This window comes from Boseongicola sp. (genome assembly GCF_057460485.1).
Genome location: NZ_JBVCWP010000121.1, coordinates 1 through 11,247 on the forward strand (window position 1 = coordinate 1; position 11,247 = coordinate 11,247).

The window sequence follows — 11,247 nt, forward strand, 5'->3', positions numbered from 1 at the left end:
GATCGAGGTTTTGAAGGCGGCTGCCGAGGGCGCGGGGGCCACGGTTGAAACGGGTCGTGAAATTGAACCGCCCCCCGAGGGCGCGGCCCTGCCGGGCGATGACCTTTTGATCGGGGCGGATGGTTTGCATTCAAAAGTACGCGCGCGGGTGGACGAGGCGTCTAAGCCGTTTTTCACCAAGCAAGTGGCATGGCGCGCTATCATTCCGGGCGATGGACCGTCCGTGGCCGAAGTTCATTTGGGGCCGGGCCGTCACGTAGTGAGTTATCCTTTGCCAGGTGGCATGCGAAACATTGTGGCCGTTGAGGAGCGGTCTGCCTGGGCAGAAGAGGGCTGGAGCCACAGCGATCACCCTGGCAATTTGCGCGGGGCATTTGCGGCTTTCTCTCCACGTGTGCGTGGCTGGCTTGATGCGGTAGACGATTGCTTCCTTTGGGGGTTGTTTCGGCACAGGGTCGCGGATCGGTGGTGGGATCGCCAGCAGGTTTTGCTGGGAGACGCCGCGCATCCGACGTTGCCATTTCTGGCGCAGGGGGCAAATATGGCTTTGGAAGATGCCTGGGCTTTAAGTGATGCCGTGTCGTCGTCACCCTTGGCCGAGGGCTTGCCCCGCTATCAGGACCAGCGGCGTGAACGTGTCTTGCGCGTGGTTGCGGCGGCGACGACCAATGCCCGCAACTATCATCTGAAGTTCCCGCCTGTGCGGTTCGCTGCCCATTCGGTTTTGCGGCTTGCGGGGCTGTTGGCTCCGGCGCAGCCGCTTCGGCGGTTTGACTGGCTTTACGGGCATGATGTGACGAAGGGCGACTGACGCCCTTTTCATTCATCGCGCGTCGTGCTTCACCTTGGGAATGGCACAACATGGCCCCATAACGACAGCATATCGCGCGCGGATCCGAGCGGAACATCTAAGCTCTGATCCGGCGCAAGAAGCCGTTTTGGGCGAACTTGATGGCATTACGTTTGGGCTCAAGTCCGCGCCGCAAAAGGGTGGCAGTCTGGGTTGGATGTTTGCGAAAAAAGCCGAACCCGTGCGGGGGCTGTACCTTTGGGGCGGCGTTGGGCGTGGCAAGTCGATGTTGATGGATTTGTTCTTTGAGGCCGCAGGCGTCGAAAAAAGCCGTCGTGTGCATTTTCATGCGTTCATGCAGGAAGTGCAAAGCGCTCTTCATAAGGCACGCCAAACCGGGGTAGAGGATGCGATACGGCCCGTGGCCGACGAAATGGCTGCCGGGATCAGGTTGTTGTGCCTTGATGAAATGCAGATCACGGATATCGCCGATGCGATGATTGTGGGTCGACTTTTCGAGCGGATGTTCGAGGCCGGCGTGACGATTGTGACAACGTCGAACCGCCGACCGGACGATCTCTACAAAGACGGGCTAAATCGCACCCTTTTTCTTCCGTTCATCGGCCTGATTAAGGAAAAAATGAAGGTCTGGGAGCTGTCGTCTCCGCGCGATTGGCGTCAGGATCGATTGGAGGGGGCGAAGACGTACTTTCATCCTGCCGATGCTTCGGCGCGGGCAGAGATCGCCTTGCTTTGGAGCGATTTCGCGGGTGACGCGTCACATCCGCTGGTCTTGAAGGTTAAAGGGCGCGAGGTGACGATTCCGGCATATGCCAACGGTGTCGCGCGGGCGCAGTTTTACGAGCTTTGTGGCCAGCCCCTCGGGCCTGCCGACTATCTGGCGCTGGCGGATGCGGTGCGGGTTCTGATCCTTGAAGATATTCCGCGACTTTCCAGCGAGAATTATAATCAGGCGCGCCGGTTCGTGACGCTTATTGACGCGCTTTACGAGGCGCGCATACGGCTGATCGCGACGGCCGCTGATCTGCCGGAGAACCTCTATATCGAAGGCGAAGGTAGCTTTGAATTCGCGCGTACCGCCAGCCGCCTGCGCGAGATGCAGTCGGCGGAATGGGTTGAGGAACCCTAACGCATCATCATTCTAAAAATACCGCGGGGGGCAGAGCCCCCATCCCTCAGGCGCGTTCAAGGGCTGCGATAATGCCGCCGAAGTCCTCGGCCTTAAGAGACGCCCCGCCAACAAGCGCGCCGTCAACGTCCGGAACGCCGAAGATCTCGTCGGCGTTTGATGGTTTGACCGAGCCGCCATAGAGGATCAACATGTCGGCGCCTGCAGGGCCGAACCGCGCCGTCAGACGGGCGCGAATGTCGGCGTGCACTTCGGCGATTTCCTCAAGCGTCGGGACTTTTCCGGTGCCGATAGCCCAGACTGGTTCGTAGGCAATGACAGTGGTGTCGCCAGTTGCGCCATCCGGGATCGACCCGGCAAGTTGCGCCGCGACGATATTAATGGTCTGACCTGCTTCGCGTTCGGCTAGTGTTTCGCCGACACAGATCACCGCAACAAGGTCCGCGCCCCATACCGCCTGCGCTTTGGCGACGATATCGGCGTCGGTTTCACCGTGATCAGCGCGCCGTTCTGAGTGGCCGACGATTACATGGCTGCCGCCCGCGTCAGCGATCATTTGGGCCGATATATCGCCGGTATGCGCGCCGGAGACGGCCGCGTGACAGTCCTGGCCACCAGATTGGATAGCCGTGCCGGATGCGCGGTCAGACAGGCGCGACAAAAGCGTGGCGGGGGGGCAGATCAGCACGTCACAAGTTGGGTCTGGATGCGCTTTTGCAAGAGCATCGATTTCGGCCAAGCTTGCCGCTGCGCCGTTCATCTTCCAGTTTCCTGCGGCCAGTTTGCGCGCCATATCTTGTTCTCCGAATTCAGGTTTTGGCGGACAATGGCGGACGGTGCGGGAAGGTCAAGCCTTGGCGGTCGTCTCGCGGTCTGCGACAAGTTCCTCGACGTCTTTGAATTTGATAGATTCGCCGCAGCCACAGGCATCTTCAACGTTCGGATTGCGGAATTTGAAGCCGCTTTCCAAAAGCGAGGTTTCGTAGTCAATCTCTGTGCCAAAGAGGAACATTTGCGCCATCGGGGCGATCATTACGCGCGCACCTTCCTGTTCGACAACTTCATCCATCGGATCGACCGCGCCTGCATAGTCCATGGTGTATTCCATGCCTGCACAGCCGCCCTTTTTGACGCCGATGCGCAAGCCAGCATGGCCTTCGCGTGTCATTAGCTTCGCGATCTGAGCGATCGCGGCCGGGGTCATCTGGACGGCTTGCTTGCCGGGAATCGAGAACATGGATCGTACTCCTTCAACTACAATTTATGGGTTTGCATGGCGTGAAACAAGCGGGCGGGCCGGATTTCCTGCAACCGTTGCGCCCGGCGCGACATTTCGGGTCACCACTGCACCCGCCCCGACGATCGCGTTGTCGCCGATTGTAACGCCGGGCAAGATGATCGCGCCGCCGCCAATCCAGACATTGCGACCGATTGTGATGGGCTGGCCAAACTCAAGTCTGCTGTTGCGGGTTTCGGCGTCGCGGGGGTGGTCGGCGGAGAGAATTTGTGTGTGCGGGCCGATCTCAGTGTTGTCGCCGATGCGGATCGGACAGACATCAAGAAGAACGCAGCCGTAGTTCATAAACACGGCCGCGCCGAGGTATATGTTATAGCCGTAGTCGACCTGAAGCGCCGGGCGGATGGATGCAGTTTCAGCGCCGCTTCCCAAAAGGTCGCTTAGCAGGCCCACGCGTGTTGGATCGCCCACGATTGTCTGGTTGTAAGCGCGCATGACGTCTTGCGCACGTCGGCGCTCGGCCACAAGTTCGGGATCGCCGGGGCGGTAAAGATCGCCTGCGATCATCTTTTCTTTCTCGGACGGCATTTGGCCTACATGAAGCCGAGTTCGAGGCGGGCCTCATCCGACATCATATCCATACCCCAGGGGGGATCCCAGACAAGCTCGACGTCGACAGATTTTACGCCGGGCAGCGGTTCGATAGCGTCAGCCACCCATCCAGGCATTTCGCCGGCAACGGGACAGCCCGGTGCGGTCAGGGTCATAATGACAGTTACAGCACCTTCATCGGAGATTTCGATGGTGTAGATAAGCCCGAGGTCAAAAATATTCACCGGAATCTCGGGATCAAACACCGACCGACATGCGTCTACAGCCGCTTCGTGAAGCGGGTGGTCAGTGCTGGATGGCTTTATCAGGGGAGCCCCTTCAAGGGGTGCGCTGCTGTTCATCGAGTGTTCCGCATTTATTTGTTGAGTCTTTATATAGGGTATAGGAATTGATGCGTAAAGTCGCAGTGGCGTCGTCTCGGGCCTTAACTGTTGGTGCGCGACAAAAAGTCTTCGGCGGCCTTGCGGAGTTTTGCGTCACTCGCGGCTTTTCGACCGGGTCCGGACGGCAGCGCTGTGGCGACAAGGCGGTGGCGCACTTCGCGGTTGTCAGAGTCGCGGCTTGCGAGGGAGCTTGAAACTTCGTCGATGGGCTGGTCGAAAACGGGCGCGAGAGACGAGTTTAACGCGACTTCGAAGATCATTGCGTAGTTCACCGCGGTCGGGGTTTCGCCGGATTTGCGAGCAAGGTCCGCGCTTTCACCAATCCATTCCGATAAGCCAAGCCCGCCTTCGATATACCGGATACCCGCGTCGGTTGTGGGAGCGTCTTTGGTCGGGCAGTCCGGGGCCGAGCCGATGTCATGGGTGATACGGAAATCCATCTCGCGGAAGGTCGCGCCACGCGGCGTACGGTCTCGGGCCAGGGTTAGGTTTGTTCCTGCGATGGGAATGCCGAGGGTCACGCCGCCCCCGGTCGCCTCGACGCGTTGCACGGTCAAAGTGAGGGTTAGTTCCGCCTTGGTGATGGAAAATTCCTGAGGCGAAGCGGCGACGGCGGCATCCATTTCGCATTGCGCGGCGACCAGAATATCGGCAGCACGCACGAAGTCTTCGGGGACGCCGGGCGGCACTTGTGGCGAGATTTCGCGGTCGCAGGCGATCAGAAAGCTGGCGGCAAGAACGATTCTGGGGACGATATGGGGCACGGGAAACCTTTCAGAAACGAGCCGTTGCGGACCGTTCGGATGGCGACACATTGATGATCAACGCGCGTCGCAGTCAACGGCCAATGCACGATAGTGGACTTCACGGCGACCGGCCTGATATGGGCAGTAAATCTCGAAAACGGTTGGGTCATGACCACAAAACACTTATTTACCTTGTTGGCGAAAGACGGGGCGGCGCGCACGGGCGTGATCTCGACGCCACGGGGCGACATTCGCACGCCGGCCTTCATGCCCGTCGGAACGGCTGCGACCGTGAAGGCTATGATGCCCGAGAGCGTGCGCGCGACGGGCGCGGATATCTTGTTGGGCAACACCTATCATTTGATGTTGCGCCCCGGCGCCGAGCGGATTGAGCGGCTTGGGGGATTGCACGCGTTTATGAATTGGGACCGGCCGATCCTGACCGATTCCGGAGGGTTTCAGGTGATGAGCCTCGCCGATTTGCGAAAGCTGACCGAAAAAGGCGTGACGTTCAAAAGTCATATAGACGGGTCCAAGCACGAGTTGACGCCGGAGCGGTCGATGGAAATTCAGCGGCAATTGGGCTCGGACATTGTGATGTGCTTCGACGAATGCCCTGCGTTGCCTGCGGATCGCGCGCGAATTGAAGAAAGCATGCGGCTTTCGATGCGGTGGGCGGCGCGGTCGCGGGATGCCTTTGGGGATCGTCCGGGGCATGCGCTTTTTGGCATCCAGCAGGGTGGGCTGGAAGAGGATTTACGGAGCGAAAGTGCGGAGGCGCTGACTGGCGTTGGGTTTGATGGTTATGCGGTCGGCGGGTTGGCCGTGGGCGAGGGGCAAGAGGCGATGTTCAGCGTGCTGGACTTTGCGCCGGGGCAATTGCCTGTCGACAAGCCGCGCTATCTTATGGGCGTCGGCAAGCCGGATGATATCGTCGGGGCGGTGAAGCGCGGGATTGATATGATGGACTGCGTTTTACCATCGCGGTCCGGGCGCACGGGGCAAGTATTTACGCGACGCGGCGTTGTTAACATCAAAAACGCGCGTCACGCAGATGATCCGCGTCCTTTGGACGAGGATTGCGCATGTCCGGCTTGTTCAAAGTATTCGCGCGCCTATCTGCATCATGTTTTCCGGGCGGGTGAGATGATTTCCGGAATGCTTCTGACCTGGCATAATCTTCATTATTTTCAGGAGATTATGGCGGGGATGCGGGGCGCGATTGCGGCCGGTGATTTTGACGGCTGGGAGCGGCACTTCCACGCGCAACGTGCGTGCGGGGATGTCGAGCCGTTCTAGGCCGGTTGAGAATTGCCTATTTTCTTTTAGGCGCGCCAGATCGCACGGCCATTGAGCCAACCATAGATCGAGCGTTCCTGCGACCCGTTTAAGCGCACGGTAAGGTGGTCGGAGAAGTCTTCTGCGAAGTTTCGCGCTCAAAAATCCCAGTATGTCAGTGGGGCGAGACCGGCTAGGAGGGTGTTGATGTCTAAAGGCAGCGTGCGCGTTGCGCGCCCCTATAGGCGAAACTCAAATGGCAGGCGGCTCAAGACCAGCTAAGACATCGACATGAAGAAAACCCAGCAGGCAATTGGCGGCGCCGATTGATCCGAATGTTTCGCGAGCAAACGCGGCGACTCCGCTGCCTTCAAAGAGGGCAAGCTAGGCGGCAATTGCGTCCATCCCGTCAAGATATGCCTGATACCGGAACGGGACGATCAAGGTCGAGATGACGGCGACAACAAACGGGAATGCGAAGGCCACAAGGCTAATAGGCAACATCGCAAGGATATCTGGGAGGAGGTCACCAAGCAGGAAAAACTGGATGGCCATCAGCGTTGAGCCTGAGCCAGCCGACGCCAGTAAGTCTTCAAATCCCATACCGGTGGGCGCCAAAGGTTGTCGGCACTCGCACGAATTTCGATGAGGAAAAAGCCTACGCCCATAGCGACGGTTTAGCCGTCGATGCGGCGTTCAAGGCGGCGGAGATAAGGGGGACATCGATGGCGGCCTTAGTCGAAGAGACGTCAGGCCGCGACGGCGACTGCGTCATCCATCCAGCCGACATACGAACGCTGCCAGGCATTACCAGTGACACGTACATTGGTGCGACCTTCGCTGGCGTATCTGCACAGACGCGCGCGCAGGCCAAATCGTGCAGGACTTGTAATGCGACCGTGGATAAGTCGGCTAATGCCAACTCCGAACCCGACGACGATGCAGGCATTAAGAATTGGCGAGGCGATGATTGTATCGCCAATGGCGGGGGCAAAGAATGCGAGGAACGCCACTGCGAGCCGGGAAATTGCGATCGCTTCCAGCATGAAGCGGAACGATGGCGCGAAGATGCAGACCATGAGGCCAGCCGTGCCGATCACAAAGGCATAGAACAGACCGATAAAGAAAGGGGCGGGAAGTCCGAGGATTTGAAAATTAAGGCGTGCATAGAACAAAATGCCGGCTGCGAACGCCATCAACGTCACAAAATAGAGACGTCTTCGTTCCAGATAAACTGCATTTCGTAACCCTGCCCACATTTTCAGATCCCGTCTTTGCCTGTTTTCGCACGCCTAAGCAAGTTTTTGATTACGTTGACACTAAGGTGAAAATGCGGCCGATCCATTTATATTCTCCTAATTCGACACAGACGGCGGATATTTGCCGGATCGTTGGCCATCTTGGCGCGGGCTGTTGATACTTTGTTAACGATTGGTGTCGCACGTTTTCCCCGATTGGACGGCTTGCGCCTTGTCTTTGAAGGCCTCAAAATTGCCAAAGCGCGAAACAGTGGTTGAAGCCACGCTCTGACCCCCACATATAGTGTCTATGATCGGAGAGGTTCGAGGGTTGCCGCATGTTGGGACCGGGACCTCTTGCCAAGTATAAGGACATCCAATGACCGTCTCTTTTGAAGATTCCTTCCCGGTTCTGCCACTGCGCGACATCGTCGTGTTTCCGCATATGATCGTCCCGCTCTTTGTCGGGCGCGAGAAATCGGTGCGTGCGCTGGAGGAGGTAATGCAGGACGACAAGCAAATCTTGCTGTCGAGCCAGATTGATCCGTCGATCGATGATCCCTCAGTTGACGGGATTTTCCGTGTCGGCGTCTTAGCAAACGTACTTCAGCTTCTGAAGCTGCCCGACGGTACCGTAAAGGTGCTGGTCGAAGGTCGCGCGCGCGTGCAGATCAAAGATTTTGTCGAGAACGACGTTTACTTCGAAGCTTTTGCCGAGCCTTTGAGCGAGGAAATGGGCGACGAAGACACGGTTGAAGCGCTGGTGCGCACCGTGGCCGAAGAGTTCGAGCGCTACGCGAAGGTGAAAAAGAACATTCCCGAAGAAGCGTTGGCTCAGGTCAGCGAGAGCCGTGAGGCGGCAAAGCTTGCAGACCTCGTCTCGGGGCATCTTGGTGTAGAAGTTGAGCAAAAGCAAAAGCTATTGGAGACGCTTGTCGTCGCCGAACGGCTTGAGGTCGTCTACGGTCTGATGCAGGGCGAGATGTCGGTGCTGCAGGTCGAAAAGAAGATCAAGACTCGTGTGAAGTCCCAGATGGAGCGCACCCAACGCGAATATTATCTGAATGAGCAGATGAAAGCCATTCAAAAGGAGTTGGGGGACGGCGAAGAGGGGGCCAACGAGGTCGCTGAACTTGAAGAGAAAATCGCCAATACTAAGTTTTCGAAAGAAGCGCGCGAGAAGGCTGATGCCGAGTTGAAAAAGCTGAAGTCGATGTCTCCGATGTCGGCGGAAGCGACTGTTGTGCGCAACTATCTGGACTGGATGCTGGCGATCCCGTGGGGTGTGAAAAGCCGCGTTAAGAAGGATCTTGATCGCGCCGAGGGTATTTTGGACGCCGATCACTATGGGCTTGAGAAAGTCAAAGAGCGGATCGTGGAATATCTTGCGGTGCAGCAGCGTTCCAAGAAAATGAAGGGGCCGATTATGTGCCTCGTCGGACCTCCGGGTGTGGGCAAGACATCGCTTGGCAAATCGGTGGCCAGAGCCACGGGGCGCGAATTTATTCGCATCTCGCTTGGTGGCGTGCGCGATGAAAGCGAAATCCGCGGCCATCGGCGGACCTATATCGGTTCAATGCCCGGTAAGATCATTCAGGCGCTGAAAAAGGCGAAGACGACGAACCCGCTTATTTTGCTCGATGAAATCGACAAGATGGGGCAGGATTTCCGGGGTGATCCGGCGTCGGCGATGCTTGAAGTGCTTGATCCCGAGCAGAACGGCACGTTTGTCGATCACTATCTTGAGGTTGAATATGACCTTTCAAACGTGATGTTTTTGACGACGGCGAACACCTACAACATGCCGGGCCCGCTTTTGGACCGGATGGAGATCATCACGCTTGCGGGGTACACCGAGGACGAAAAGCGCGAAATTGCCAAGCAGCATTTGCTGGACAAGCAGGTGAAGAACCACGGGCTGAGGCCATCTGAGTTCGAGCTGAGCGATGCGGCACTTAACGAGATGATCCGGACGTATACCCGCGAGGCGGGGGTGCGGAATCTTGAGCGAGAGATCGCAAAGCTTTGCCGTAAAGCGGTGACAAGGATCGTCCGGAAAGTCGAAAGCAAGGTCGTTATCACGCCTGAGAACCTTGAAGAATTCCTTGGGGTGCAAAAGTATCGCTACGGTTTGGCTGAAGCAGAAGATCAGATCGGTGTTGTGACGGGGCTTGCCTGGACCAGCGTCGGGGGTGATTTGCTTCAGATCGAAGCTTTACGTCTTCCGGGAAAGGGTCGGATGAAGACTACCGGTAAGCTTGGCGACGTGATGAAGGAGTCGATTGATGCGGCCTCAAGTTATGTCCGGTCCATTGCACCGCAAATCGGGGTGAAGCCGCCGAAGTTCGATAAGATGGATATCCACGTCCACGTGCCGGATGGTGCAACGCCAAAGGATGGCCCGTCGGCAGGTCTTGCAATGGTGACGTCCATTGTTTCGGTTCTTACGCAGATACCGGTGAGGAGGGATATCGCGATGACCGGTGAGGTTTCCTTGCGCGGCAACGCGATGCCAATCGGCGGCTTGAAGGAAAAGCTGCTTGCGGCCTTGCGGGGGGGCATCAAGACGGTGATAATCCCACAAGAGAACGAGAAAGACCTGTCAGAGATCCCTGACAACGTGAAAAACGGGATGAAGATCATTCCGGTGAAGCATGTCAGCGAAGTGCTTAAGCTTGCGCTTGTGCGTCAGCCTGAGGCGATCGAATGGGACGAGGCTGCAGAAGAGGCGGCGGCGGCTCAACGAGCGCTTGAAGGGCGTGGTAGCGGGTCTGGTGCTGTCGCGCACTGACCGTTAGGGTCTTGGATGAAAAAAACGGGGCGCGCCGGATTTGCGCGCCCTTTTTTTGTTTTCAAACGCTCAAGCGAATGCTGTGGCGGGATTAGCCGTCCAAGAGGTTTGCAGCCATCAGTGCCATGATGACAAGCGGCAGGACCATATCGGCAGCCGAGCCAGAAGACGCGGACGATTCTTCGACGATCACTTCTGGCGCCATTACGGCTTCGTCTTCAACGGGTGCATCAAGTCCGCCGGCCAGAACGGACGTGGTCATCATGGCGGCCAGTGCCAGGCCTGCAAAAATCTTTTTCATTGGTTGTTCCTCATCAGTACTGAGCGCCGAGAGCTTCGACGTCATGTTCATTACGCGCAAATCCGCGCATGGCCCCACCCCGGAACCAATGTCGCGCCGTTTATTGTATCGGTGCCCCGACTGAAAGATGTATCGTGGCGTCACGATTTGCAGATCTCGATTATGCGATAAAATCTATGGTTTTAACGCCTAAACGTGCGATGTGTCGGCCAAAAATCGCCGATGAGGTCACGTGCGGCGTGATCGATAAAAAAATATGAAAACGCGCGCTGGGGCTTGGCTCGGCGGTCAAGCGCCTTGTTCACATCGAAGATGCGTGGAGTTAAAATCTCTTATCATCCCTATTCACTTTATTTGAGGCGCCATGAGCCTTCCTGATATCTTTGTACTGCGCTATGGCGGTACGGAGTGGAACCGCGAAGGCCGTTGGCAGGGCGCGTTGGATTCCGATCTGACCAATACATGGCTGATCGAAAGCTTGCGCACGTCCGCCAGCCATCGCCGCTATGACCGGCGCGAGTTATGCCGTATCGCGATCACGCGGATTGCCCAGAGCGTTGGCGTGCCTTTGGCCGAGTGAGAGGTTGTTCTGGATCGTCTCCCGCGCGGAAAGGCCGTGAGCGCCAAGACATTGGCGCGGGCGGCGGCGGCGTGCCAGGCGATGGTTGATGAGAGGAATGTATTGATGACGCGCCTGAGGGATCAGATGGGCTGCTGCATC

13 protein-coding genes are annotated in these 11,247 nt (G+C 57.6%); 5 read left to right on the top strand and 8 right to left on the bottom strand.

Going from position 1 to position 11,247, the window contains the following annotated elements:
* Together AC221Y_RS13820 and zapE are read left to right on the top strand one after the other, a co-directional pair.
* Window positions 1-811, top strand: an 811-nt coding sequence (locus AC221Y_RS13820) for an FAD-dependent monooxygenase (protein WP_486707545.1), incomplete at its 5' end; no start/stop codon positions are given.
* Window positions 812-851: 40 nt separating this feature from the next.
* Window positions 852-1,940 carry a cell division protein ZapE gene (gene zapE / locus AC221Y_RS13825; RefSeq protein ID WP_299752891.1) on the top strand — a complete coding sequence of 363 codons (1,089 nt, stop codon included), beginning with the start codon at window positions 852-854 and terminating at the stop codon, window positions 1,938-1,940.
* A gap of 46 nt (window positions 1,941-1,986) precedes the next feature.
* Here zapE and tpiA read toward each other — a convergent pair whose 3' ends face one another.
* The 5 genes from tpiA to AC221Y_RS13850 all read right to left on the bottom strand — a co-directional run bounded on the left by tpiA (window position 1,987) and on the right by AC221Y_RS13850 (window position 4,936).
* Window positions 1,987-2,733, bottom strand: a complete 747-nt coding sequence (gene tpiA / locus AC221Y_RS13830) for a triose-phosphate isomerase (RefSeq protein ID WP_299752894.1) — start codon at window positions 2,731-2,733, stop codon at window positions 1,987-1,989.
* 54 nt (window positions 2,734-2,787) lie between these two features.
* Window positions 2,788-3,177 carry a HesB/IscA family protein gene (locus tag AC221Y_RS13835; RefSeq protein ID WP_299752897.1) on the bottom strand — a complete coding sequence of 130 codons (390 nt, stop codon included), beginning with the start codon at window positions 3,175-3,177 and terminating at the stop codon, window positions 2,788-2,790.
* A 24-nt stretch (window positions 3,178-3,201) separates the two neighbouring features.
* A complete protein-coding gene (locus AC221Y_RS13840; RefSeq protein WP_299752900.1) occupies window positions 3,202-3,765 on the bottom strand; it encodes a sugar O-acetyltransferase in 564 nt (187 codons plus the stop codon).
* 5 nt (window positions 3,766-3,770) lie between these two features.
* Window positions 3,771-4,130 (bottom strand): SUF system Fe-S cluster assembly protein, encoded by a 360-nt coding sequence (locus AC221Y_RS13845; protein ID WP_299752903.1) that lies wholly within the window; start codon window positions 4,128-4,130, stop codon window positions 3,771-3,773.
* An 83-nt stretch (window positions 4,131-4,213) separates the two neighbouring features.
* A complete protein-coding gene (locus AC221Y_RS13850) occupies window positions 4,214-4,936 on the bottom strand; it encodes a hypothetical protein (RefSeq protein ID WP_299752906.1) in 723 nt (240 codons plus the stop codon).
* Window positions 4,937-5,086: 150 nt separating this feature from the next.
* On the opposite strand from AC221Y_RS13850, the gene tgt reads away from it, so the two are divergent.
* Window positions 5,087-6,217 (top strand): tRNA guanosine(34) transglycosylase Tgt, encoded by a 1,131-nt coding sequence (gene tgt, locus AC221Y_RS13855; protein WP_299752909.1) that lies wholly within the window; start codon window positions 5,087-5,089, stop codon window positions 6,215-6,217.
* 363 nt (window positions 6,218-6,580) lie between these two features.
* Here the strand turns inward: tgt and AC221Y_RS13860 are convergent, their stop codons facing one another.
* Together AC221Y_RS13860 and AC221Y_RS13865 are read right to left on the bottom strand one after the other, a co-directional pair.
* Window positions 6,581-6,799 (bottom strand): hypothetical protein, encoded by a 219-nt coding sequence (locus AC221Y_RS13860; protein WP_486707546.1) that lies wholly within the window; start codon window positions 6,797-6,799, stop codon window positions 6,581-6,583.
* A gap of 146 nt (window positions 6,800-6,945) precedes the next feature.
* On the bottom strand, window positions 6,946-7,455 hold the full coding sequence (locus tag AC221Y_RS13865) for a hypothetical protein (protein WP_486707547.1): 510 nt from the start codon (window positions 7,453-7,455) through the stop codon (window positions 6,946-6,948).
* A gap of 358 nt (window positions 7,456-7,813) precedes the next feature.
* Between AC221Y_RS13865 and lon the strand changes: the two genes are divergently transcribed.
* Complete coding sequence (lon, locus tag AC221Y_RS13870) at window positions 7,814-10,225, top strand: endopeptidase La (RefSeq protein WP_486707548.1); 2,412 nt, start codon at window positions 7,814-7,816, stop codon at window positions 10,223-10,225.
* Window positions 10,226-10,316: 91 nt separating this feature from the next.
* On the opposite strand, the gene AC221Y_RS13875 is transcribed toward lon, so the two are convergent.
* Window positions 10,317-10,526, bottom strand: a complete 210-nt coding sequence (locus AC221Y_RS13875) for a hypothetical protein (RefSeq protein WP_486707549.1) — start codon at window positions 10,524-10,526, stop codon at window positions 10,317-10,319.
* Between the two features lie 364 nt (window positions 10,527-10,890).
* Between AC221Y_RS13875 and AC221Y_RS13880 the strand changes: the two genes are divergently transcribed.
* The gene (locus tag AC221Y_RS13880) at window positions 10,891-11,106 is read left to right on the top strand and encodes a histidine phosphatase family protein (protein ID WP_486707550.1); all 216 of its coding nucleotides are present in this window, start codon (window positions 10,891-10,893) and stop codon (window positions 11,104-11,106) included.
* Window positions 11,107-11,247: the final 141 nt, after the last annotated feature.